Raw genomic sequence first — 22,389 nt, 5'->3', positions numbered from 1 at the left:
TGCGCGTGGACGGCCGCGCCTGGAGGCGCCGGACAGGGCACAGACGAGGAAATGGCCTACCGGACGTGCCAGAGGGGACTTTGGTCCCTGCCGTAAATCCCCGCGCATCGAAAGGCTGTACCCATGACCGCTGTTACCCCCGTGGCGAGGATGATCCGGTGACCGACGCACGCAAGAAGGGACCTGGTATCGACACGACCCCGGGCATGGGGCCGTTGCTCGCCGCTCGCACGTTCTTCACCAAATCCGAGGTGTCGGCCGACGGCCGTACCCTGCACCAGATAGATCCCAGCGCCTGGGACCGCTTCTACCGGGATCGGTGGGCGCATGACAAGGTGGTGCGCTCGACCCATGGCGTGAACTGCACGGGCTCGTGCTCGTGGAAGGTGTTCGTCAAGGATGGGCTGATCACCTGGGAGCACCAGGCGACCGACTACCCGTCGGTGGGGCCGGAGTCACCGGAGTACGAACCGCGCGGTTGCCCCCGGGGCGCCTCCTTCTCCTGGTACACCTACTCGCCCTCGCGCGTGCGCTACCCCTACGTGCGCGGCGTGCTGCTGGAGATGTGGCGGGAGGCCAAGGCCAGGCTGGGCGATCCGGTGCTGGCGTGGGCGGAGCTGACCGGCGATCCCGAGCGTGCCCGAGCGTACAAGCGGGCGCGCGGCAAGGGCGGTTTCGTGCGCTCCAGCTGGGACGAGGTCGTCGAGCTGATGGCCGCCGCGCACGTGCACACGGTGAAGGCGCACGGGCCGGACCGGGTGGTCGGCTTCTCGCCGATCCCGGCGATGTCGATGGCGTCGTTCGCGGCGGGGACGCGGTTCCTGTCACTGATCGGGGGCACGCTGCTGTCGTTCTACGACTGGTACGCCGACCTCCCCATCGCCTCGCCGCAGGTGTGGGGCGACCAGACGGACGTACCCGAGGCGGCGGACTGGTGGAACTCCCGCTACCTGATCATGTGGGGCTCCAACATTCCGGTCACCCGCACCCCGGACGCCCACTTCATGACCGAGGCGCGTTACCAGGGCACCAAGGTGGTCGCGGTCAGCCCGGACTACGCCGACAACGTCAAGTTCGCCGACGACTGGCTGGCTCCGCATCCCGGCACGGACGGGGCGCTGGCGATGGCGATGGGCCATGTGATTCTGACGGAGTTCTTCCGTGATCGGCAGGTGCCGTACTTCACCGACTACGTGCGGAAATTTACGGATCTGCCCTTCCTGGTGACGTTGGAGCCGCGTGGCGACGCGTATGTGCCGCGCCGGTTCCTGACCGCCGCCGACCTCGGCGACGAGAGCGAGAACGCGGCGTTCAAGACCGTCGTCATGGACGAGGAGAGCGGCCGGACCGTGATTCCCAACGGCTCGCTGGGGTTCCGGTGGGGGCAGGAGGGCGAAGGCCGCTGGAACCTCGACCTGGACGGCGCGCGGCCCGTCCTGACCCTGCTCGAACGGTCCGAACGCGCGGTCGCGGTCGACCTGCCGCGCTTCGACGAGGGCGCCACCGAAGGCGGATCGGTGATACGGCGCGGCGTGCCGGTGACGCAGGTGGGCGGCCAGCTGGTCACCACCGTCTTCGACCTGCTCATGGCACAGTACGGCGTGGCCCGTGACCTGCCCGGGGAATGGCCCGGCTCCTATCTGGACGCCGCCCAGCCGTACACGCCGGCCTGGGCGGAGGAGATCACCTCGGTCGCCGCCGGGACGATCATCAAGATCGCGCGAGAGTTCGCCCGCAACGCCGAGCGCACCGAGGGCCGCTCGATGATCGCGATGGGGGCGGGCACCAACCACTGGTTCCACTCCGACCAGATCTACCGTTCCTTCCTCACCCTGGTGCTGCTGACCGGCTGCCAGGGAGTCAACGGCGGCGGCTGGGCGCACTATGTCGGCCAGGAGAAGGTCCGCCCGGTGACGGGCTTCCAGCACCTGGCGTTCGCGTTCGACTGGCAGCGCCCGACCAGGCACATGGCGGGCACGGCGTTTTGGTACCTGGCCACCGACCAGTGGCGTTACGAGCGGATCCGAGCCGACGAGCTGGCCAGCCCGCTCGGTTCGGGCGCGTTCGCGGGCCGGGCGTTCGCCGACTGCAACGCCCAGGCGGCGCGGCTGGGCTGGCTGCCCTCGCACCCGACCTTCAACCGCAACCCGCTGACACTCGCCGACGAGGCCGCCGCCGCCGGGGTTCCCGTGGCCGATCACGTGGTGAGCGAACTGGCCGAGGGACGGCTGCGGTTCGCCGCCGAGGACCCGGGAGACCCGGCCAACTTCCCCCGCGTGCTGACCGTGTGGCGGGCGAACCTGCTCGGCTCCTCCGGCAAGGGCAACGAGTACTTCCTGCGGCATCTGCTCGGCACCGACGCCGAGGCGCGCAGCGAGGAGACGCCCGAGGAACTGCGGCCCGCCGAGGTGACCTGGCGCGAGGAGGCGGCCGAGGGCAAGCTCGACCTGCTCACCGCGATCGACTTCCGGATGACCTCCACGGCGCTGTTCGCCGACGTCGTGCTACCGGCCGCGACCTGGTACGAGAAGCACGACCTGTCCAGCACGGACATGCATCCCTTCGTGCACGCGTTCAACCCGGCGATCGCGCCGCCGTGGCAGGCGCGTACCGACTACGACGCCTTCCTCGCCCTGGCCGACCGGTTCTCCGAGCTCGCCGCCGACCACCTCGGCCGGCGCACCGACGTGCTCGCCGTACCGCTCACCCACGACACCCCCGACGAGCTGGCCCAGCCAGGAGGCCGGGTGCGCGACTGGAAGAGCGGCGAGTGCGCGCCCGTCCCCGGGCGCACCATGCCGAAGATCGTGACGATCGACCGGGACTATCCGGCCGTCGGCGAGCGGATGCGGTCGGTCGGGCCGCTGTTCGCCGAGCTGGGGCTGACCACCAAGGGCGTGACGTACCGGGTCGAACCGGAGCTGGACTACCTGCGCAGCCAGAACGGTGTCACCGCGACGGGACGGATCTCGCTGGCCACGGCGGACCGGCTGTGCGAGGCGATTCTCACGCTGTCGGGCGCCACCAACGGCCGGCTGGCCACGCAGGGCTTCGAGACCCTGGAACGGCGTACCGGTACCCGGCTGGCCGACCTGGCCGCCGAGCACGAGGGCAAGCGGATCACCTTCGCCGACACCCAGTCACGGCCGCAGCCGGTCCTCACCTCGCCGGAGTGGTCGGGGTCGGAGACAGGCGGACGCCGCTACTCCGCCTTCGTCATCAACGTCGAGCGCAGCAAGCCCTGGCACACCCTGACCGGGCGCCAGCAGTTCTTCCTCGACCATGACTGGATCATCGAACTGGGCGAACAGCTGCCCGCCTACCGCCCCCCGCTCAACATGCGGCGGCACTTCGGCGAGCAGGGGAGCGGGAACGGGGCCGAGGTCACCGTCCGCTACCTGACCCCGCATTCCAAGTGGTCCATCCATTCGGAATACCAGGACAACGCCTACATGCTGGCCCTGTCGCGGGGCGGGCCGACCATCTGGATGAGCGTGGCGGACGCCGAGTCGATCGGCGTCGCCGACAACGACTGGATCGAGGCATACAACCGCAACGGCGTGGTCGCCGCCAGGGCGGTCGTCTCACACCGCATGCCCACGGGAACCGTGTACATGTACCACGCCAAGGACCGCAACGTGAACGTGCCGCTGACCGAGATGTCAGGGCGGCGCGGCGGCGTCCACAACTCCCTCACCCGGCTGCTGCTCAAGCCCAGCCATCTCATCGGCGGGTACGCGCAGTTCACCTATGCCTTCAACTACTACGGTCCCACCGGCAACCAGCGTGACGAGATCACGGTGATCCGCCGCCGCACTCAGGAGGTGACTTACTGATGCGCGTGATGGCTCAGGTGGCCATGGTGATGAACCTGGACAAGTGCATCGGCTGCCACACCTGCTCGGTCACCTGCAAGCAGACCTGGACCAACCGGGAGGGAGTCGAGTACGTCTGGTTCAACAACGTCGAAACCAAGCCCGGCGTCGGCTACCCCAAGCGGTACGAGGACCAGACCCGCTGGCACGGCGGCTGGCGACTCGACCGCCGGGGGCGGCTCAAGCTCCGCTCCGGCGGCCGGGTCAAGCGGCTGGTCAACCTGTTCGCCAACCCCGACCTGCCGAAGCTGGACGACTACTACGAACCGGCGACCTACGACTACGACACCCTGATCAGCGCGCCCGCAGGCCCGCACACCCCGGTCATCCGGCCCAAGTCCGCCATCACCGGGAAAGACATGGCCATCACCTGGGGCGCGAACTGGGAGGACGACCTGGGAGGCGCCCCGCAGCACGCGCCGGCCGACCCCAACCTCGCGGCGATGGCGGACAAGGTGCGCCTGGAATTCGACAAGACCTTCATGTTCCACCTGCCGCGCATCTGCGAGCACTGCCTCAATCCGGCCTGCGTCTCGGCCTGCCCGTCCGGGGCGATGTACAAGCGGGAGGAGGACGGCATCGTCCTGGTGGACCAGGACCGCTGCCGCGGCTGGCGCATGTGCGTCTCGGCCTGCCCGTACAAGAAGGTCTACGTCAACCACAACACGGGCAAGGCCGAGAAGTGCACGTTCTGCTTTCCCAGGATCGAGGCGGGGCAGCCGACCGTGTGCGCCGAGACCTGCGTCGGGCGGCTGCGCTACATCGGCCTGATCCTCTACGACGCCGACGCCGTGCTGGACGCGGCCCGCGTCATCGACCCCCGCGACCTGCTTGAGGCGCAGCGCCGGGTCTTCCTCGACCCCGAGGATCCCGAGGTCATCGAAGCCGCCCGAGCCTCCGGCATCAGCGACGACTGGATCGAGGCGGCCCGCCGGTCCCCGATCTACCGGCTGGCCATGCGCTACCGGGTGGCGCTGCCGCTGCACCCGGAGTACCGCACCCTGCCCATGGTCTGGTACATCCCGCCGCTGTCGCCGGTGCTCGACGCGGTGACCGGGACGGGCGCCGACGCCGACGACCCGGACAACGTCTTCCACGCCATCACCGACCTGCGCATCCCGCTGGAATATTTGGCCAGCCTCTTCTCGGCGGGAGACACCGAGGTCGTGGCCGGGGTGCTGATGAAGCTGTCGGCGATGCGCGCCTACATGCGGGCTCGCACGATCGACGGCACCGTCACCGGTGACCTGCTGGAGGCCACCGGCATGACGGCCGGCGACATGGAGGAGATGTACCGGCTGCTGGCCATCGCCAAGTACGACGAGCGCTACGTCGTGCCCGCCGCGCACCGTGAGGACGCCGCCGCCCTGTCCGCGCAGGCCGACGGTTGCAGCCTGGACGGTGACGGCGGCCCCGGCATGAGTGACTTCCACCCGGCCGGTGTCACCGGCCGCCGCGCCGACGGCCGCACCGCCCTGCGGCTTTTCGTCAACCGGGGGGAACAGGCATGAGGCTGCTCGCACGGCGGGAGGCCGGGACGCCGCACTCCCACCAGTCCCAGGAACACAGAACGGCGCTGCTGCGGCTGGTCTCGTTGCTGCTGCAATACCCCGACGCCGAGCTGCTCGCCGCCCGCGCCGAGCTGAGCCGGGCCGTGGCGGCGCTGCCCGACTCGGTCTCGCGCGAGTCGCTCACGCGGTTCATGCGCTGGTTCTGCGATGCCGAGCCGATGGGGCTCGCCCGCGCCTATGTCGAGACCTTCGACCTGCGCCGCAAGTCGAGTCTCTACCTCACCTACTACCTGCACGGCGACACCCGCCGCCGCGGCATGGCGCTGCTGACGCTGAAGCAGCGTTTCCGGGTGGCCGGGCTCAATCCACCGGACGGCGAGCTGCCCGACTTCCTGCCCGTGGTCTGCGAGTTCGCGGCGCTGGCCGGGCCTTCCACCGGGGAGGCGCCACTGCGTCAGCACCGCAAGGGGCTGGAGCTCATCCGCACCGCGCTGCGGGATGCCGGCACGCCGTACGCGCTCGTGCTCGACGCGCTGTGCGCGGCGCTTCCCGACCTGTCGGCGGCCGAGCGGGCCGCGGTCGCCGACCTCGCGCTGGCGGGCCCGCCCGCCGAGGAGGTCGGCCTGGCCCCGTTCGCCCCGCCCGAGTACCTCACCGGATTGGAGGTGCGCCCGTGAGCGTCGCGCTCTGGGTCGTCGTCCCCTACATCGCTCTCACGATCTTCGTCGTCGGCCACGTCTGGCGGTGGCGCACCGACCAGTTCGGCTGGACCACCCGCACCACCCAGCTGCTGGAGAGCAGGCTGCTGCGGCTCGGCTCCCCGCTGTTCCACCTCGGCGTGTTCGCGGCGATCGGCGGCCACGTTCTCGGCCTGCTGGTGCCCAAGAGCTGGACGGAGGCTCTCGGCGTCTCCGAGCACCTGTACCACCTGGTCTCGGTGGGCGCCGGCACCGTCGCCGGGGTGATGGTCGTGGCGGGCCTCGCGCTGCTCCTGGCCCGCCGCTTCACCAACCCGCGGGTACGGCGCACCACCACCCGGATGGACAAGGCCCTGTTCGCCGTCATGGCGCTGGTGATCCTGCTCGGCATGGGCGAGACGGTGGGACGCAACCTGCTCGGCGGCGGCTACGACTACCGCGCCACGGTCGCCGTCTGGTTCCGGGGTGTCCTGACCTTCCAGCCCGATCCCGGCACGATGGTGAACGTGCCGCTGGTCTATCAGCTGCACGCCCTGTCGGCGTGGGTGTTCGTGGCGATGTGGCCGTTCACCCGGCTCGTCCATGTCTGGTCCGCTCCCATCGCCTACCTGTGGCGGCCCTACGTCGTCTACCGCCGCCGCACCACCCGTCCCCGGGCAGGCGCGCGGCACGTCGCGCCCGCGCCCTTGGGCCGGGCGGCCGAGGACACCGGGCAGGCCGTCACACAGGCTCACCAGCCCACGCCGTAACGGTCCTGCCCGGCGCCACCGCCGCGTTCAGGCCGGGCCGAACGGCACGCACCACCGCAGCCGGGTGCCTCCGTCGCCGGCGGGCCCGGCGGTGAACTCCCCGCCCAGCCGTTCGGCCCGATCCTGGAGGTTGCGCAGCCCGCTGCGGCGTCCGGCTTCCGGAATGCCGACACCGTCGTCACACACCTCCACGTTCAGCTCGCCGCCGGCCGCCTGGAGCAGCACGTCGGCGCTGGTGGCCTTGGCGTGGCGGACCACGTTGGACAGCGCTTCACGCAGGACGGCCAGCGCCTGCTCGGCGAGCTCGGAGGGGACGGCGTTGTCCAGCGGGCCCTCCAGGCGGATGCCGGGCATGAAGCCGAGATGACCGCGGGCGCCCTCCACCAGCTCCATCGCCCGGCCGCGCAGGCCCTGCTCACCGCCGGAGGACGGCATCTGGAGCGCGAAGATCGTGGAGCGGATCTGCCGGATCGTTTCGTCCAGCTCGTCCACGGCGTGCTGGAGCCGGCTCGCCACGGGCGGGTTGTCCACCAGCCGCACGGTGCTCATCAAACCCATGGCGATCGCGAACAGCCGCTGGATCACCACGTCGTGCAGATCCTTGGCGATGCGGTCGCGGTCCTCCAGCAGGCTCAGGCGCTCGGCGTCGCGACGGGCCTCGGCCAGCTCCAGCGCCACGGCGGCCTGCCCGACCAGCGCCTCCACCATGCGCAGGTCAGAGCCGCTGAACGGCAGCCGCGTGGCGCGCTTGGCCAGGCGCAGCACGGCGCGGACCCGTCCCTGCGGGCCCAGCGGCACCACCAGGGCGGGCCCCAGGGGCAGATCCTTCATCAGCGGCACGTCCGCGGGGCAGGCCTTGATGTCGAGCACGCTCTGCGGTGCCCCGGTCCGTACCGCGTTGCCCGCCAGCGTGTCCTGGATCGGCTCCAGCCGGCCGCGCAGCACCTGTTCGCCGTGTCCTTCGGCGATCTCCACGCACAGGCTCTCCTCATCGTGCAGGAAGCTGATGGTGACGGTGTCGGCGCCGGTCATCTCGCGGACCCGGCGGGCCATCGCGGCGAGCACCTCGTGCGGGTCGGTGCCGGACAGCAGGCTGGTGGTGACCTCCGAAGACGCCTGAAGCCACGTTTCACGGCGCCGGGTCTCCTCGAACAGCCGGGCGTTCTCGATGGCGACACCGGCCGCGGTGGCCAGAGCCGTGACGATGGCCTCGTCGTCCTCCTCAAATGGGCGGCCACCGCTCTTCTCGGTCAGGTAGAGGTTGCCGAACACCTCCTCGCGCACCCGGATCGGCACACCGAGGAAGGTTCGCATCGGTGGATGGCCGGGCGGGAAGCCGTACGACTCAGGGTGCTCGGAGATGTCGGCGAGCCGCAGTGGATGCGGGTTCTTGATCAGCATGCCGAGCAGGCCCTTGCCGTGCGGCCAGTGGTCGATGCGAGCGAGCTCCTCCTCCGTGATCCCGACCGGCACGAACCGCACCAGGACGCCTTCCTCTCCGATCACGCCCAGCGCGCCGTAGCGAGCCTCCACCAGCGTCATCGCCGCCTCGACGATGCGGCGCAGCACGGTCTCCAGGTCCAGGTCACGACCGATCGAGACGACGGCCTCCAGCAGCGCGTGCACCCGGTCCCGGGTGGCCAGCACGGCTTCCAGCCGGGTCTGCAGCTCCGACAGCAGCTCATCCAGCCTCATGTTCGGTATGAGCAGTTGTCTTTCGTCGTCCGCCATGTCTTCCTCAGTCTGTGTCCTGATACGTACCACCACGCCCCTGGTAGTGCTTCTGGGGAATAAATGCACCCCTTTGAGAGGGTATGTGGTGTTCTCGCCGGTCCTTGCGTTGCGGTGGCCCGGTTGTGGCGGCTGGAGAATGGCGGAAAGTGCACTTCCCGCGCAAGTGACCTTTTTACGGAAATCAAGGGACTTTAGCCCCTGTCGTCAACAATCCGGAAGGCCGCAGAATGCTCGGGTGATTCTCGGTACGGCGGGCGGCTCGGTGGGATGAGTTCCCGAGACCTCAAGGAGTTGTCCGAGGCGGACGCCCTCCGGCTGCTGGCCGGCGCGCCGCTCGGACGGATCGTCTTCACGCGTCACGCGCTTCCGGCGGTACGGCCGGTGAACCATATCGTCGACGACGGGCAGATCGTCATCCGCACCAACCCGGGCACCGTGCTCAGCACGGAAGTGGCACCGTCCGGGGCCGTGGTGGCCTTCGAAGCCGACGAGCTGGACATGGACGAGCACCTCGGCTGGAGCGTGATCGTCACCGGCATGGCCCAGCTGGTGGACGACCCGGAGGAGGCGGCGCGGTTCAAGGCCCGTCTTCGCCCGTGGGTGGCGGGTGAGATGGACCAGGTGATTCGCATCCGCCCGGAGATAGTCACCGGCTTCGCGCTGGTTCCCCGCTCCACCCCGGACGGCGACGCCTCGGCTCAGTGAGGATGGGGCTGCTCGCGGCTGTCCGATATCCGCGCGAGCGCGAAGGGATCCGCTCCCCGCCGCGCTCGCGCGTCACCCGAAGAGCGCGAGATCCTCCTGGTAGGGGAAAGTGCCCGGCTGGTAGGCGCACCAGGGTTCCTCCCCGAACACATCGCCACCACAGGCGTAGGCGCGGGATCGGGATCCGCCGCAGATGGCCCGGAACTCACACGACCCGCAGCGCCCGGCCAGCCGGTCGGGGTCGCGAAGCGCGGTGAACAGCGGCGCGGACCGGTAGATCTCGGTCAGCGGCCGCTCTCGCACGTTGCCGGCGGCCAGCGGGAGGAAGCCCGACGGGTGCACGGTTCCGGTGTGGGAGACGAACACGAAACCGCGGCCGGCGTTGACGTCGATGGGCGGGCGGCGGGCCCGCGATTCCCTGATCAGTCCAGCGCGCCGGGCCCGGCGGCGCAGGTCGCGGTAGACCGGCCCGAGCTCAAGCGCGTCGATGTGACTGATCCCGCGCTCGGCCAGGATGAGCCGCTGTACGGCGACGCGGCGGAAGTGGTGGGCCTCGGTGGTCTTGACCGGGACCGCGGTGCCGACGTCGTAGACGAAGTTCAGCACGTCCTCGGCCTCCTGGGGAGTCAGCGCGGCCAGGGCGCGTCCTCGGCCGGTGGGCACGAGGAAGAAGACGCTCCACAACAACGCGCCCCGATCCCGGACCAGCTTCGCGATGTCCGGCAGCTCCCTCAGGTTGTCGCGGGTGACCGTGGTGTTGATCTGCACCTTGAGCCCGGCCTCGCGCGCCGCCCGCCATGCCGCCAGCGTGCGGGAGAACACGCCGTCGTAGCCGCGGAAGTCGTCATGCCGGGCGGCCGTCGCCCCGTCGAGGCTGAGCGAGATCGCCACGGCGCCCGCGTCACGCAGGCGGGTGAGGTTGCCGGGGGTGAGCGCGGGGGTGCCCGAGGGGGACACGGCCGGGGCGAGGCCGAGTTCGCGGCCCCGCCGTACCAGCTCGAACAGGTCGGGCCGTTCGAAGGGGTCGCCACCCGTGATCACGAACAGCGGCGCGGGCCGGCCGAACGCCGCCACCTGGCGCATCAGCCCGGTCGCCTCGTCGGTGGTCAGCTCCAGAGGATGGCGCTTCGGCACGGCTTCGGCCCGGCAGTGCAGGCAGGCCAGCGGGCAGGCCCGCGTCGCCTCCCAGATCACGATGAACGGGCTGGTCGCCACGTCGCGCCGGACCCGGCGCACCGGGCCCGGTCCGCGCGATGGGCCGTCGCCCGCGGTGGTGCGGCGCTCTTCGGTCATCTCGTTGCCCTCGCCCCCAGCAGAATGCGGTCCACGACGTCGGCGGCCGAATGGTCGTCGGGCAAGCCGTCGAGGAAGCCGGTGTCCTGGCCGAGCGTGAGCAGTGGGGGCTCGACGTAGCCGTCCGGGCGGTGCTGCCCGAGGCCGATGGCGGCGAGCAGCCCGTTGCACAGGCAGCGGCGTTCGGCGGCCTCCTCGGCGGGCCGGCCCTTGCGGACGTAGGTCTCGACCGGTTCTGCCGGGCAGCGGTAGCCGATCGCGCCGTCCGGCTTCGTGTACGGCGTGCGCAGGTAACCCAGATCGCACAGGCGTGGCCGCTCGGCGTAGACGCCCGGATCGGACAGCGTGCCGGGCACATCGGCGACCTTGAAGGGGAAACCCGTCGGGGAGGCGTGCGGATCGTTGCGGACCTCCAGCACCTCGCCGGCGGCCCGCCGAAGCAGGCGCCGCCGGAGCTCGTCGTCGAGTCCCGACTCCCGGCACAGCGCGAACGCCGACCCCACCTGGATCCCGGCGGCGCCCGACTCCAGCGCCCGCGTCAGCCCGTCCGGCGTGCCGTACCCGCCGGCCAGCCAGAACGGCAGGCCGAGTGCCGCGACCTTGCCGGTGTCGGCCTCGTCGCGCGGGCCGTACACGGGCTCACCGGCGGCGTCGAGCCGCATCGGGCCCCGCGGCGGCGCGCTGTGCCCGCCGGCCACCGGCGACTCCAGCACGAACCCGTCCGGCCGGGTCCGCGGGGAACGAGCCAGGTAGGCGGCCAGCACGTGCGAGGAGACGATCGCCAGCAGCCGTGGCCGCGTCAGCGGCGCCACTGATCGGCCGAGCAGCGTCCCCGGATCGAGGGCGACCGCGTGCCGGGCGTCGTCGGCGCCCGCCACGGTGACCGTGACCTCCGCCGGCCGGTGCGCGGCGAGTTCGTCGAGCAACCGCGGGATCTCCGCGGGAATACCGGCGCCCATCAGCACGTAGTCGACCCCGGCCAGCATCGCCCCGTAGACCGCGGCGGGCGTGGCCATCTGGATCTTCTCCAGGTAGTTGATCCCGACCGGGCCGTCGTGTCCCTCCTTGGCGAGGAAGACCTCGGCGAAGTTGGCGACCACCGCCAGCTCGTCGCGGGCCCGGTTCGGCCGCAGCCCCAGCCGGGGAACGGGCCGGTACGGCAGGCCCCGCGCGGTCCCGCCGGGCACGAAGTAGCGGCCCAGGACCCGCCCGGCCATCTCCGCGACCGGAAAGTGGGCCAGTGCCCGGCGCAGATGCCCGCCCGGGTCGCCCAGCTGCAGCCGCCGCGCCAACGTGACGTCCAGCGCGGTCCCGGACACCACGCCGAGCTGCCCGGTCCGGGCGACGGCCCGCGCCAGCCGCCACCCGGACACTCCCACGCCCATTCCGCCCTGGATCAGGATGGGCGGCGCGGCCTCAGACATGCCGAACCCGGGCGGTATCGGCCCAAGCCACCGACATGGCGGGCACCAGGCCTCTGTTCCGTGCGGTGTCCCCCTCTCGGAAGACATCGATCGGCGAGAACAGCAGATCACGAACCTCGCGATGCTCCGCCCGGAAGGCGGCGGTGAAGCGGTCGGCGATGGACAACGCAACATCCTTCAGATTTCGGCAAGCCCTGGCTTTCGGCCCATCCCCAAAAGCGGATAGCGGGCCGATGAGGAGTCCATCACCGCGGGACACGCGGCTGTAGTGACGAAAGTCCCTAACCGCATGGGCGGCAGTCCTTTCCGGCCACGCGACCAAGCCCTAACTCCCGGAGACGAGGGCGGTGCTCGCCGCGAGCAAGGCCGCGCCGGTCGCGGTCAGCAGCGCGCCCAGGCCGATGACCAGCGAAGTGAGCTGCCAGGCCTGGTAGGCGTTCAGCAGCGAGGCACGCAACGTCTGCCCCATGAAGGCCATCTGCCGCAGCGCCGCCAGCTTCTCGTCCTCACCACCGGCGGCCATCAGCTCGGCGCTCACCTCCGCGTAGGACCGGCCGCCCGTGGCCAGCCGCACGTTGTTCCCGATCAGCTCGGCGTAGGCCCGGGCCTGGGGGCCGGTCCGCACCTTCTGACCCGCGTGGACGGCGAGTTCTCCGGGCAGCCCCGCCTGCGGGAAGCTGATCGCCTGGCTGCCGAGCTCCGTACGGATCTCCGCACGCCCCTTCCTGCCCCGGGCCGTCATCACCGGACCGGCCACCAGCATCGCGGCACCCGCCGCGCCCAGCAGCACCACCGCCGCCCCTCGGGTGAGGCTCATCTCTCGCTCCTTTCAGCGAACAGGGAACAGGCCCGCACCGGGCCTTTCCCGTCGAGCCTGTAGCCTCCCGGCGGAGGCCGGGAGGGCCACTCGCCGCTAAAAGCCGGTCCGAAAGTCCTGAACTCGCTCGCGTGTCCACCCCGGAGGCGAGCGGGGCGCACGGCCGGTTCCAAACGGTCACGGCCCGGCGCGCCCCGGCGGGCCGCGTCGGTTGCGGGCGGCTCCGGCTGATCAACCAGACGGCCAGCAGGAGCGCGACGCCCAGCTCTGATGTGATCTACGCATATATCTTGAAAAGACATATTTAGTAGTTCCATATCTTCATGGAATAGCTCGAAGAAGGAGCTGGGCTGTGGCGCGCAGGCGCGAGGCGGCCACCGGGCCTGTGCGGGTTCTGGTGGTCGGGGACATCCACGGCGAGTTCGAGTTGCTCGCCGAGTGGTCGGAGTCCGTCCGGCAGGCGCACGGTCCTCTGGACGCCATCCTCGCCGTCGGCGACGTCGAGCCCAACCGCGACGAGGCCGAGGCCGCAGGGGTGCACGGCCCGGCGAAGTACCGCAAGGTCGGCGACTTCCCGCTGGTCCACGAGGGCCTGCTCGACCTGGGAGCCCCGCTGTACTTCATCGGCGGCAACCACGAGCCCTGGCCCGCCCTGGATGACGCCGGTCCCGGCCGGTGGAGCGACGGAACGTACTTTCTCGGTCGTTCGGGTGTCGCCGACGTCGCGGGCCTTCGGGTGGCGTTCCTGTCGGGCATCCACTCGCCCCGCGTCACCGACGTTCCCGGAACACGCCGGAAAACGATCAAGGAGCGCACCTACTACACCGCGGAAGAACTGGAGCGGGTGGGCCGGGCGGCACGCCGGGCAGGGCAGATCGACATCCTGCTGACCCATGACTGGCCGTCAGGCATCGCCGGACCGCATCGGGGAAGCCCGGTCGGCCGTCCCGAGCTGCGCGCGCTCTCCGAACGCGTCCGGGCACGGTGGCACTTCTGCGGTCACATGCACCGGCCGCACCGGGCGGTCATCGGCCCGACGGAGATCGTGTGTCTCGGTCACATCCGGTCGGGGCGAGACGCGCTCGCCCTCCTCGAACGGACCTCCGGTGGGCATCTGACGCTGGTCGAGCAAGCCGCCGACCTGGACGGTGCCGTCCACGGCGCGCCTGCCTGAACGGTGCGGCTCTCAACGATGCCGGTTTTGACGGCGCCGGTTTTGACGGCGCCGGCCCGCAGGGCGTATCGCAGAGTGTTGGGCTCACCCTTGCGCGTCCGGGCATCGGGGCAGGCGCCGCCGCCAGCCGGACCAGGGCATAGGGGCGAGTCCGGCGATCTCGCCGGATGATGCTCGGGAGTCGAGGACGGCGCTGTCGGAACCGGTCATCCGTGTTTTCTGTTTCGCGAGGCGTGGCGGGGCTGATCGGTGCTGCGGGGCGGCGCCGTACGAGGTGATCTCGCCGATCGTCTCCTCCCGCCCGGTCCGGGGGAGGGAGTACGGGGTCGCACTCCCTCCGGGCGGAGGGATCGAGGGGAAGCCCCCTCGATCCGGTGAACGACGGCCGTTCATCGCTCGGAATCGAGCCGTATGGACCGCTATGGTGGCCCTGGGTCAGTACGGCTCGGTGTTGTGGTTGCAACTGCCGCCGCTGCAGCAGGAGCTGCTGCCGCAGGAACAGGAGCAGTCGGACTGGGACGCGCCGGTTTCCGGCAGTGCCGCGGAGTCGCGGATCGAGACCACGGTCAGGTCCTTCAGGTCGAGTTCGTTCCTGCTCGTCCCCGTGCCAACCGTGATCATCGTCAAGCTCGGGCGGTCGCCCGGTCATCAGCAGGAATGCGTAACCGGCATACGTAACCAGACGGCGGGTTCTGCCGGGGGTGTTCGTCAGTAGGTGAATACGCCGTTCTACGAATGTCCCGCAGGCCACGGGATGTGATCATCGGCAACGCCGATGATCACGGCGAGCCCACCGGCATCCCCGCCGGTGGGAAGGGGCGTGGCTCTTCGCCGGTCATCGGTGGCTGACCACGTTGACGACGCGTCCGTTGGGGTCGCGGACGAAGAAACGGCGGACGCCCCAGGGTTCGTCCTGGAGAGGGTGGACGATCTCGGCGCCGGTCGCCGCCACGGCCGCGTGCACCGCGTCCACGTCCGCCACCTCGACGCTGAAGTCGGGCTGCACGGCCGCCGATGCATCCGGGCCGGTGAGCGTGACCTGCGCCGTCGGGTTATCCGGCGAGGCCATGGTCACCACCCATCCCAGGTTCATGACCTCCTCGAAGCCGAGCAGCTCGTAGAACGTGCGGCTCTCGTCGATCGCCTCACTGCTGATGTCGGGAACTACCCGGCGAATGCTCATGTGATTCGTCCTCTCCTGCCTCGGTGATCGCGGCCTGGTGCCTGGTCGCGCGTAGGAGCGGCCGCCCGGCGGCGATCGAGGTCGTCGAGAACCGGCGGATCCCGCGAGCGGCCATGAAGATCATTGTGCAGGACGTCCCGGAAGCCCGTCAGCTCGCGCCGCGGGCCAGCCACGCGGGATAGGCGTCGTTGCGCCTGCTCGCCTCGTTGTAGGCGCTCCGGGCGCGCTCGACGATCTCGGAGGCCTCCGCGGTGAGCGGACCGTCGCGGTGCCAGGCCAGCAGGTGGCGGTACCAGAGGGGGTTGTCGGCGATCGGCCTGATCACGAGGCCGGGGTACTGGCGGGAGGTCGCCTGGCACAGGCTGACGCCCCGCCCGGCGAGCACGAGGTCGAGCAAGACGGGTCCTTCCACCTCGTGCCGCACCCGCATGGCCAGCCCCGCGCCGTGGAAGACCGTCGCCCAGTACTCCCTGATCCGGTCGTCGTCGGGCGGCGGGACGATCCAGTCCTCGGCGGCCAGCTCCTTGAGGGTGACCTCGGGTCTGGTCGCGAGCGGGTGACCGGCGGCCATCATCGCGAAGACGGGTTCGGTCGCCACCGGTTGCAGCACGACGCTGGGCCGGGCCGCGAGCTCGAAGCCGGGGCAGTCGCCCACCACCGCGAGCTCAAGCTGGGTGGCCTCGACCAGCTCGACGAGCCGGGTCGAGGCCCCCCGGGTGACGGTGGTCACCCTGGCCTCGGGGTGGGCCGCGTCGAGCCAGGTCACGAGCCCGGCCAGCAGCGGAGCGTTGACCGTGCCGATCCGCAGCGTCCTGTGCTGGGCCGGCGCGCGGAGCCCGAAGACGAGATCGTCGATGGCGGGCAGTACGGCTCGCGCCCTGACCAGCACGAGCTCGCCGAACGCGGTGGGCCGCACGCCTTGCGAGGCCCGCTCGAACAGCGCGCCGCCGAGCATGGTCTCGATGCGGCGGAGCTGGGCGGTGAGGCCGGGCTGGGACAGGCGGAGCGTCTTGGCGGCCCGGGTCAGGCTGCCGGACTCGGCGATGGCGCAGATGACGCGCAGGTGCCGGATCTCCAACTCCATAGCCCAATGTTAAGAGGGTGATCTCGGCGGTTCGAAGCCACCGACAACCGCCTTGTCAGCCGTGGTCAGATGGGGTCCGGCGGCTCGGAAACCGTCTCCTGCAACTTTTTCCCGGCTTGGACGTAGGTGAAAGAGCCAATAATCGGCCTTCCCGCCATCTGGGAGCGGGCCGTCATGATTAAAGCGGGTCGAAGTAGCGCAACTGGTCGGTCGAGATCAACGGGATCTCCGCGGCCAACCCCGCTGTGTCCCCGGCGCCCGTGATGTCCGACCACCCGCCGGGTATCCACGTGTAGCCTGATCACAGATGCTTTTGTCGTTCTAGCGGCCCAGGACACCGAGCGCCCCTTGGGGACTCGGAAACGCCGGTTCGAATCCGGTCGAGAGCTCCACGGGGTCGAGTCGCCTTCGGGCCGCTCGGCCCTTTGATCACCTGACAGACTGGCGTGAAATGGCAGCAACCGGGAGATCAGCATGAGTGGCAGGTTCACGGGTTCGGACTTCTAGGTCCACGCCGGAGAGCCCGGCGGGGCCGGAAGGTCACCGCATGTCCAGGACGGACAACACGATGCCGGCCCGTATCCAGGAGGAAGACGGCAAGACGTTCTTCACCCGAGGCGGCGCGTACGCCGGAGTCGGGGAGGACTGCAACATCTACGAGCGCCGTGCCCGCCAACGGGTGCGGCTGATGCTCCTTCGTGGTGAGGAGCCGGAGCCGACCCGGCACCGACGTAGCGCGAAGTGGATGTACTGATGACGCCCCTGTCTGTTCCCATCTGTTCCCAGCTCTGGGAGATGCTGGGAGCAGACTTGGGACTTGATCACCTCGCGTGTCGGCGAATCGAACCACTCAACCCCATGGTCGATCCACGCGATGCCGTACGCGACCTGACCGGGCTCGTTGTACCTGATATCGGACGGCTCATCGAGACAGGCGAACAGGCGGTTGGTGCTCGGCCTGCTCTCGGATCTGCCCCGCAAGAACTGCTGGACCATCGCCGAGTGGGCTGGGGAAGCCAGCCCGGACGGCATGCAACACCTGCTAAACCGGGCCAAGTGGGACGCCGACGCCGTCCGCGACGACCTGCGCGACTACGTGGCCGAGCACCTACACGACGACCAGGCGATACTTGTGGTCGACGAGACCGGCGACGTGAAGAAGGACAGCCATACGGTCGGCGTCCAGCGCCAGTACACCGGCACGGCAGGGAGAATCGAAAACTCCCAAGTCGCCGTCTACCTGGTCTACGCAGGCCGACGCGGACACGCCGTGTACATCCCGCGCTCGCGGACCGACCAGCCCGACCGCTGCCAGGCGGCCGGGCCCTCCCCGGACACCGCGTTCGCGACCAAACCCGAACCGGCCGCCCGCATGATCACCCGGTTTCTGGGTGACCGGCGACGAGGTCTACGGCGGCAACCCGAAACTGCGCACCGCCCTGAAGACACGCGGTACCGGCTACGTGCTCGCGGTAGCCCGCAACCACAGACACAGCATCGGGCGGCCCTCGATTTCCACGGCGGCTGCCGTGCCCGCGCCGAGTAGTTCGGCGGCTGCGGCCAGCAGACCCGGGGACTGCTGAAGGCTGCCGACGCTACGCCGCGATGCCGGCCACTCCAGCAGGTAGTTGAACCCGGCGACAAGGGGGCCTTCCCCCTGCGTGAACAACGCACCGGCTGCGGGGAGAATACCCAGCCCCTGGGAGTCTCCCCTCAGACGGGGGCGACTCAGACGGGGGCGACCGTCACCCCATTTGCTGAGCACGTCCATCTGCCACAGTCCCCGGTCGCCCACCTGCCCCAGGCGCACCGCCCAACGGCCGTCCTTCACCCAGTTGTACTCATCCGCGGCTGCCGATCAAACCGGCAGGGAATCAGGGGCGCAGCAGGGGACGTCCTTCAAGCGCGGCTTCCCAGAGCTTTTCCGAGGCATCTTCAGTGTCGCCGTCTAGGAACTCGGGCAACAGGATGTCAGCCGCATCATCCGCGTCGGAGTATTCGAGGTGATCGCCCTCGGACAGGCGCAGCCGACGGGCCTTCAGATCATCGACAAAGGTGACGTCGCCCCTGTCCCATGTTTCGAGCCACGCGCCCGCAGATGCAGCACCGTGTACGACGAGCATTCCTGTGTCGGAGAGTTCCGTCATCAGCAGGCCCTCGACGGTGAGCGAGCCGCCGATGAACAGATTGCTGTCCATGAGGCACATCAGGTGCTGCGCGGTGACCGAGCCGGTGATATAAAGCGGCGTGGAGACGTCTGCGTTCAAAAAACGCATCGGCCCGTTGACCGTCAGATCGCCATCGATGACGTAAACGGTGTCCTGTGCCAGACCCGGGTCGTTCCCTATCGACAAAGGCCCGTCGATGGTGAGGTCACCCTGATGAACGAAGAAGCACTCTGGTTCGTCCCCGAAGAGGTCTTCCAGGTCCTCCACGTGGTTGTCGCTGGCTTTGCAGATGTCGTAGCGCTCTGCTGCCTCGGACAGCGGTACTGATTCCCAACGTGTGCTCCACTGCTCGAAGGACACCTGACTCCTCGCGTTCTGTCCGATCCCGGTTGCTGTGCTGCGGCCCGCAGCACAGCAAAGGCCATCCAACGAGCCTTGCACACGCCGTCACGGGCAGCATCGGTAGAACTACGTAATCCAGTGGGAGACAGGTGCCCGGCGTGTCAGGCGGGCTGCGTCGGTTTGTTTGGTGTGGACGAAGGTCAGGGTCATGTCGATGCCTTCGATCTCGCCGAGCCACTGCTCTTCCTCGGCTCGCTCGCGGCGGAGGATCAGGTCTGTCTCGATCTCCGCGAGTCGGGACAGCATCTTCGGGTTGACCTGCAGCATCGGACATCGGATGCCCCGCGGTGGCGACGGTCCGCTCTTACGGCATGGACCTTCTGCGGTGGTGGCGCTTCCTTCTCTGCACTTGTCAAGCGAGCGGCTGTGAGTCCGTTGGATCTTGCTGGCTGAGCGTGACCGCCTTCGCGGCGGGCCCCGGAGCCTTCGCAAAAACCTGTTGGCGGACCACGGTGACCACTGCTACTTTTCCGGAGGCCGTGCGAGAGACCGAGGAGGTGGTACCCGTGAACGTATCGACATGGGTGCTCCCCTCTGGGGTCACGGTCGGGCGATAGGTCGTCCGGGAGCGCCGTTCACCAGCACTCCCGAAAGGCACGACCGTGCGATTCACTTCCGAACAGCGCTTCGACGACGGTGTCCTCGAGCGCGAATTCATCCTCGGCGAGATCCCCGGCATTCTGTGGACGCCCGCATCCGCATCCGCACCGGCGCCGCTGATCCTGGTCGGTCATCCCGGCGGACTGCACAAGATGTACCCCCGACTGGTGGCCCGGGCCCGGCACTCCGCGGCGGAGGGCTTCGCCGCGGCCACCATCGAGCTCCCCGGGAGCGGTGACCGGCCCCGTTTCGCCGCCGTCGAGGAGGCCCGCGCCGACCTGCACCGGGCGCTGGAGGCCGGCGAGCCGGTCGACGACGAGATCGTCGACCGGCTCGTCCTCCCGCTGGTCGAAAAGGCGGTCCCGGAATGGCGGGCCACCCTGGACGCCCTGCTTGAGCTGCCCGAGATCGGCGGCCCGGTCGGGTACGCGGGAGGGGTGATCGCCGTCGGCATGCGGCTGGCGGTGGTCGAGCCGCGCATCTCGGCCGCCCTTCTGTTCGCCGGGAGTTTCGTGCCGCGCACCATGTTCGAGGAGGCCCGGCAGGTCACCATTCCGCTGCAGGTCCTGCTGCAGTGGGACGACGAAGGAAACGACCGGCAGCTGGCCCTGGACCTGTTCGATGCCTTCGGCTCCAGGGAGAAGACGCTGCACGCCAATCTGGGCGGGCACACCGGCGTCCCGCAGTTCGAGGGGGACGACGGGAACCGGTTCTTCGCCCGGCACCTGAAGTGAGGCCGGGCCGTCGGGCCGGCAGCAGACGAGCGGCGCCGTTCGACCGCCATGCCGCGTTCCCGCAACCACGCGACGACGAGCGGGACGGCGAGGCGGAAGACGAACTCGGCGGGGCTGCTGGCGTCCATGTCGGAGAGGATGTCGCCGGGTTGCAACACGGTCATGCGGGTCCCTTCTGGGCCGCCGCGGGTCAGCGTAGGCAACGTGGAGGGCCGTGGCCCGGATCAGCTGAGAGCGGCATGCCCGGGCGTCACCAGCCCATGTGCCGGTGGCCACGACGCATCCAGCCGGTGATTGAGGCCGGCGGCAGACAGCAGCCGCTCGACCTGGGCGGACGGGGTGGACAGGGTGAGAGTGCCGCCCCGGTCGCGAAGGCGCCGCTTGGCCCGAAACAGCACGCGCAGCCCGGAGCAGTCCATGAACGGCACCTGGGCCAGGTCCACCTCCACCCAGGGGGCGCCTGCCGAGACGGCCCGGTCGAGCGCGACGCCCAGCGACTCGGCGGTGACCATGTCGACCTCACCGCGTACGCGCACCACGGTGCGCCGACCTTCGGTTTCCACGCTGACATCCAGCCGCTCCAGCCGTTTCAATGGCATCTCCTGGGATGGATCGACTGCCCCCCAAAGGGGGCATTTGGAACATGTCTCTGCAGATCAGCACATTCACGGCCCGCCGTCACTCCCGCCGGACAAACCCCCACCCAAACTTTCCTCCCTGATGCCGACGTCTATGGGGCACCATGACTGATCACACCCCATTGGCGCCGTGGACCGTCGGCCGGCTGCGAGCCACCCTCGCCGGCCTGCGCGCCAATACGCCGCTGGCCGCGCCGGCTCGGCTGGCCCGCCCCGGCGGGGTGGCCGTGGTGGCCAGCAGAACGCCGCTGCGCCTTCAAGCCATGAGGCTCTTACTGCACGGTTAGAGACAGGCCACATTTCAACTCACTACTTTGAGTTATCAATCGCGACTCTTAGTGATGGTTGAGGGGATTCCCGCTTGCGGGCCGACTATGACCAGCGCCGTCCAGCGGGGACGTGCCTGCCCGTCGCGAACAGATGTGTCCGTAAACGGCCCTCCGCCGTAACGGTGAAAGCGATCGTCCGACTCGACAGTCGAGACTCACACGACCGGAGTTGATGCTGGGTGACAGAGCGTGAGGGACGAATCGCTCATGAACTGTGCGCGGCGGTCGGTCAGGCCGGCAGGCCCGCCGAAGTGGGTGCGGTGATTTCTCGGATCGTTGGACGCCGGGTGGCGCACGACGCGCTCCGGCTGGTCGGCTTGAATCCGGCGACCGGCATCGGCCTGGGAGCGTTCAGCTTTTGGCACGGATACGAGCCCGCGCTGATCAGTGCCTTGGTGCTCAACCGGCATCTGCACAGCGGTGACCCATGCCCGCCGTCAGACCTCGCCCGGCAGAACGTGCCGCTGAGCGTGGTGGGAGCCGGTGGCGGCGACGGCCGGCGCAACACGCTGATTCGGCGGGTGCTGGCCTCCCATGGGGTGGGCAGCGAACTGCGCCTGCTGATACGGGACCGCCATGGCGTGTGGGGGCTGCTCGGCCTGCTTCGCGCCGAGGGCGGCAAGCCCTTCAGCGAGGAGGACTTCCGCCGGGTGCAGCAGCTCGGCCCGGCGCTCCTGGTGGCGCTGCGCGGGTATGTGACGGCCGGCCCGCTGACGCCCACGGTTCCGGAGCTGCCGACGGGGATCATCACGATCGGCCCTGATCACACGGTCCGGTCGATATCTCCCCAGGCGCGGGCGTGGATGCGGCAGATGTGGCCGGCCGCCGGGAGCGGGGCACCGGATTGGATCACCAACCCGCTCTGGGCCGGCCTGTCACTGCACGTACGGGCACACGCGCGTGATCCGCGCGCCTGGCCGCCGCTGATCTGTGCACCAGCGGCGAATTTCGGGCGCTGGGTGTTGATCCACGGCCAGCCGCTGGATGAGAACGGAGACAGTGACGTGGCCATTCTCATCCAGGCGGCCAGCGGCAAGCTGCTTGTGCCGTCATTTTGCGATTGGTACGGCATCACAGCCGGCGAACGCCGCGTCATCGAGTGCCTGTATGCCGGGGCCGCACCGAAACAGATCGCCCGAGCCCTGGACCTATCCGCCTACACCATCAATGACCACCTGAAATCGGTGTACCGCAAGACCCAGGCCCAGGGCCGGGACGAGCTCATCGCGGCGATCGCCGGCTGACCGCCGTTTCCGAGCCGGCCGTTCCTG

Annotated in this window: 21 protein-coding genes, 1 tRNA gene and 1 pseudogene; 12 read left to right on the top strand and 11 right to left on the bottom strand. The window is 69.6% G+C overall.

All coding sequences use genetic code 11. The features are described 5' to 3' along the window. Positions 1–206: 206 nt before the first annotated feature. Genes ACFY2X_RS16375 through narI form a run of 4 tightly spaced genes read left to right on the top strand, consistent with a single transcriptional unit; the run spans position 207 to position 6,833 of the window. The gene (locus ACFY2X_RS16375) at positions 207–3,836 is read left to right on the top strand and encodes a nitrate reductase subunit alpha (protein ID WP_389939214.1); all 3,630 of its coding nucleotides are present in this window, start codon (positions 207–209) and stop codon (positions 3,834–3,836) included. After that, on the top strand, positions 3,836–5,386 hold the full coding sequence (narH, locus tag ACFY2X_RS16370) for a nitrate reductase subunit beta (protein ID WP_389938775.1): 1,551 nt from the start codon (positions 3,836–3,838) through the stop codon (positions 5,384–5,386). The genes ACFY2X_RS16375 and narH overlap by 1 nt, the downstream gene beginning before the upstream one ends. Beyond that, entirely contained in the window at positions 5,383–6,063 is a 681-nt protein-coding gene (gene narJ / locus ACFY2X_RS16365; RefSeq protein ID WP_389938772.1) for a nitrate reductase molybdenum cofactor assembly chaperone, read from the top strand. Before narH ends, narJ begins: the two co-directional genes overlap by 4 nt. Continuing rightward, complete coding sequence (narI, locus tag ACFY2X_RS16360; RefSeq protein ID WP_389938769.1) at positions 6,060–6,833, top strand: respiratory nitrate reductase subunit gamma; 774 nt, start codon at positions 6,060–6,062, stop codon at positions 6,831–6,833. The genes narJ and narI overlap by 4 nt, the downstream gene beginning before the upstream one ends. A gap of 27 nt (positions 6,834–6,860) precedes the next feature. On the opposite strand, the gene ACFY2X_RS16355 is transcribed toward narI, so the two are convergent. Continuing rightward, the gene (locus ACFY2X_RS16355) at positions 6,861–8,528 is read right to left on the bottom strand and encodes a GAF domain-containing protein (RefSeq protein WP_389938766.1); all 1,668 of its coding nucleotides are present in this window, start codon (positions 8,526–8,528) and stop codon (positions 6,861–6,863) included. A 306-nt stretch (positions 8,529–8,834) separates the two neighbouring features. Between ACFY2X_RS16355 and ACFY2X_RS16350 the strand changes: the two genes are divergently transcribed. Continuing rightward, positions 8,835–9,272, top strand: a complete 438-nt coding sequence (locus ACFY2X_RS16350) for a pyridoxamine 5'-phosphate oxidase family protein (protein WP_389938763.1) — start codon at positions 8,835–8,837, stop codon at positions 9,270–9,272. A 72-nt stretch (positions 9,273–9,344) separates the two neighbouring features. Here the strand turns inward: ACFY2X_RS16350 and ACFY2X_RS16345 are convergent, their stop codons facing one another. The 4 genes from ACFY2X_RS16345 to ACFY2X_RS16330 form a co-directional block, all read right to left on the bottom strand. Beyond that, positions 9,345–10,565: a TIGR04053 family radical SAM/SPASM domain-containing protein gene (locus tag ACFY2X_RS16345; protein ID WP_389938760.1), complete on the bottom strand. Its 1,221-nt coding sequence runs from the start codon at positions 10,563–10,565 to the stop codon at positions 9,345–9,347. Continuing rightward, entirely contained in the window at positions 10,562–11,989 is a 1,428-nt protein-coding gene (locus ACFY2X_RS16340) for a nitronate monooxygenase (protein WP_389938757.1), read from the bottom strand. Before ACFY2X_RS16340 ends, ACFY2X_RS16345 begins: the two co-directional genes overlap by 4 nt. Next, positions 11,982–12,155, bottom strand: coding sequence for a hypothetical protein (locus tag ACFY2X_RS16335; RefSeq protein WP_389938754.1), 174 nt, complete (start codon positions 12,153–12,155; stop codon positions 11,982–11,984). The genes ACFY2X_RS16340 and ACFY2X_RS16335 overlap by 8 nt, the downstream gene beginning before the upstream one ends. A gap of 159 nt (positions 12,156–12,314) precedes the next feature. Beyond that, positions 12,315–12,806: a hypothetical protein gene (locus ACFY2X_RS16330; RefSeq protein WP_389938751.1), complete on the bottom strand. Its 492-nt coding sequence runs from the start codon at positions 12,804–12,806 to the stop codon at positions 12,315–12,317. A gap of 352 nt (positions 12,807–13,158) precedes the next feature. Between ACFY2X_RS16330 and ACFY2X_RS16325 the strand changes: the two genes are divergently transcribed. Continuing rightward, positions 13,159–13,980 (top strand): metallophosphoesterase, encoded by an 822-nt coding sequence (locus tag ACFY2X_RS16325; protein ID WP_389938748.1) that lies wholly within the window; start codon positions 13,159–13,161, stop codon positions 13,978–13,980. Between the two features lie 435 nt (positions 13,981–14,415). On the opposite strand, the gene ACFY2X_RS16320 is transcribed toward ACFY2X_RS16325, so the two are convergent. The 3 genes from ACFY2X_RS16320 to ACFY2X_RS16310 all read right to left on the bottom strand — a co-directional run bounded on the left by ACFY2X_RS16320 (position 14,416) and on the right by ACFY2X_RS16310 (position 16,247). After that, the gene (locus tag ACFY2X_RS16320) at positions 14,416–14,601 is read right to left on the bottom strand and encodes a thiazolylpeptide-type bacteriocin (RefSeq protein WP_389938745.1); all 186 of its coding nucleotides are present in this window, start codon (positions 14,599–14,601) and stop codon (positions 14,416–14,418) included. A gap of 214 nt (positions 14,602–14,815) precedes the next feature. Next, positions 14,816–15,163, bottom strand: a complete 348-nt coding sequence (locus ACFY2X_RS16315; RefSeq protein WP_389938742.1) for a VOC family protein — start codon at positions 15,161–15,163, stop codon at positions 14,816–14,818. A gap of 148 nt (positions 15,164–15,311) precedes the next feature. Next, entirely contained in the window at positions 15,312–16,247 is a 936-nt protein-coding gene (locus ACFY2X_RS16310; protein WP_389938739.1) for a LysR family transcriptional regulator, read from the bottom strand. 309 nt (positions 16,248–16,556) lie between these two features. Here ACFY2X_RS16310 and ACFY2X_RS16305 point away from each other — a divergent pair. The 3 genes and pseudogenes from ACFY2X_RS16305 to ACFY2X_RS16295 form a co-directional block, all read left to right on the top strand. Then, positions 16,557–16,639: transfer RNA gene (locus ACFY2X_RS16305), tRNA-OTHER, on the top strand. A gap of 155 nt (positions 16,640–16,794) precedes the next feature. Next, entirely contained in the window at positions 16,795–17,001 is a 207-nt protein-coding gene (locus ACFY2X_RS16300) for a hypothetical protein (RefSeq protein WP_389938736.1), read from the top strand. Positions 17,002–17,148: 147 nt separating this feature from the next. Beyond that, a pseudogene (locus ACFY2X_RS16295) lies at positions 17,149–17,749 on the top strand (IS701 family transposase); the annotation flags it as partial. Positions 17,750–18,121: 372 nt separating this feature from the next. Here ACFY2X_RS16295 and ACFY2X_RS16290 read toward each other — a convergent pair. Both ACFY2X_RS16290 and ACFY2X_RS16285 read right to left on the bottom strand, forming a co-directional pair. Further along, a complete protein-coding gene (locus ACFY2X_RS16290) occupies positions 18,122–18,775 on the bottom strand; it encodes a hypothetical protein (protein WP_389938733.1) in 654 nt (217 codons plus the stop codon). Positions 18,776–18,883: 108 nt separating this feature from the next. Continuing rightward, entirely contained in the window at positions 18,884–19,084 is a 201-nt protein-coding gene (locus ACFY2X_RS16285) for a recombinase (RefSeq protein ID WP_389938730.1), read from the bottom strand. A gap of 335 nt (positions 19,085–19,419) precedes the next feature. Here ACFY2X_RS16285 and ACFY2X_RS16280 point away from each other — a divergent pair, with 335 nt between their 5' ends. Continuing rightward, on the top strand, positions 19,420–20,151 hold the full coding sequence (locus ACFY2X_RS16280) for an alpha/beta hydrolase (RefSeq protein WP_389938727.1): 732 nt from the start codon (positions 19,420–19,422) through the stop codon (positions 20,149–20,151). Positions 20,152–20,375: 224 nt separating this feature from the next. On the opposite strand, the gene ACFY2X_RS16275 is transcribed toward ACFY2X_RS16280, so the two are convergent. After that, positions 20,376–20,744 (bottom strand): STAS domain-containing protein, encoded by a 369-nt coding sequence (locus ACFY2X_RS16275; protein ID WP_389938724.1) that lies wholly within the window; start codon positions 20,742–20,744, stop codon positions 20,376–20,378. 149 nt (positions 20,745–20,893) lie between these two features. Between ACFY2X_RS16275 and ACFY2X_RS16270 the strand changes: the two genes are divergently transcribed. Together ACFY2X_RS16270 and ACFY2X_RS16265 are read left to right on the top strand one after the other, a co-directional pair. Then, entirely contained in the window at positions 20,894–21,076 is a 183-nt protein-coding gene (locus ACFY2X_RS16270) for a hypothetical protein (RefSeq protein ID WP_389938721.1), read from the top strand. A gap of 329 nt (positions 21,077–21,405) precedes the next feature. Beyond that, the gene (locus ACFY2X_RS16265) at positions 21,406–22,362 is read left to right on the top strand and encodes a helix-turn-helix transcriptional regulator (RefSeq protein ID WP_389938718.1); all 957 of its coding nucleotides are present in this window, start codon (positions 21,406–21,408) and stop codon (positions 22,360–22,362) included. The last annotated feature ends 27 nt before the right edge of the window (positions 22,363–22,389 follow it).

Origin of the sequence: Streptosporangium sp. NPDC000396 (genome assembly GCF_042898655.1) — a bacterium.
GTDB lineage: Bacteria > Actinomycetota > Actinomycetes > Streptosporangiales > Streptosporangiaceae > Streptosporangium.
Note: the sequence above shows the minus strand (reverse complement) of the source record. Positions and strands in the feature narration are given on the sequence as shown.

What these genes read in the sequence shown, in the direction of transcription:
- ACFY2X_RS16375 (WP_389939214.1), top strand. Translation starts at nt 207, where the DNA reads ATGGGGCCGTTGCTCGCCGCTCGCACGTTCTTCACCAAATCCGAGGTG.
- narH (WP_389938775.1), top strand. Translation starts at nt 3,836, where the DNA reads ATGCGCGTGATGGCTCAGGTGGCCATGGTGATGAACCTGGACAAGTGC.
- narJ (WP_389938772.1), top strand. Translation starts at nt 5,383, where the DNA reads ATGAGGCTGCTCGCACGGCGGGAGGCCGGGACGCCGCACTCCCACCAG.
- ACFY2X_RS16355 (WP_389938766.1), bottom strand. Translation starts at nt 8,528, where the DNA reads ATGAGGCTGGATGAGCTGCTGTCGGAGCTGCAGACCCGGCTGGAAGCC.
- ACFY2X_RS16350 (WP_389938763.1), top strand. Translation starts at nt 8,835, where the DNA reads ATGAGTTCCCGAGACCTCAAGGAGTTGTCCGAGGCGGACGCCCTCCGG.
- ACFY2X_RS16345 (WP_389938760.1), bottom strand. Translation starts at nt 10,565, where the DNA reads ATGACCGAAGAGCGCCGCACCACCGCGGGCGACGGCCCATCGCGCGGA.
- ACFY2X_RS16340 (WP_389938757.1), bottom strand. Translation starts at nt 11,989, where the DNA reads ATGTCTGAGGCCGCGCCGCCCATCCTGATCCAGGGCGGAATGGGCGTG.
- ACFY2X_RS16330 (WP_389938751.1), bottom strand. Translation starts at nt 12,806, where the DNA reads ATGAGCCTCACCCGAGGGGCGGCGGTGGTGCTGCTGGGCGCGGCGGGT.
- ACFY2X_RS16320 (WP_389938745.1), bottom strand. Translation starts at nt 14,601, where the DNA reads ATGATCACGGTTGGCACGGGGACGAGCAGGAACGAACTCGACCTGAAG.
- ACFY2X_RS16315 (WP_389938742.1), bottom strand. Translation starts at nt 15,163, where the DNA reads ATGAGCATTCGCCGGGTAGTTCCCGACATCAGCAGTGAGGCGATCGAC.
- ACFY2X_RS16310 (WP_389938739.1), bottom strand. Translation starts at nt 16,247, where the DNA reads ATGGAGTTGGAGATCCGGCACCTGCGCGTCATCTGCGCCATCGCCGAG.
- ACFY2X_RS16300 (WP_389938736.1), top strand. Translation starts at nt 16,795, where the DNA reads ATGTCCAGGACGGACAACACGATGCCGGCCCGTATCCAGGAGGAAGAC.
- ACFY2X_RS16285 (WP_389938730.1), bottom strand. Translation starts at nt 19,084, where the DNA reads ATGCTGCAGGTCAACCCGAAGATGCTGTCCCGACTCGCGGAGATCGAG.
- ACFY2X_RS16270 (WP_389938721.1), top strand. Translation starts at nt 20,894, where the DNA reads ATGACTGATCACACCCCATTGGCGCCGTGGACCGTCGGCCGGCTGCGA.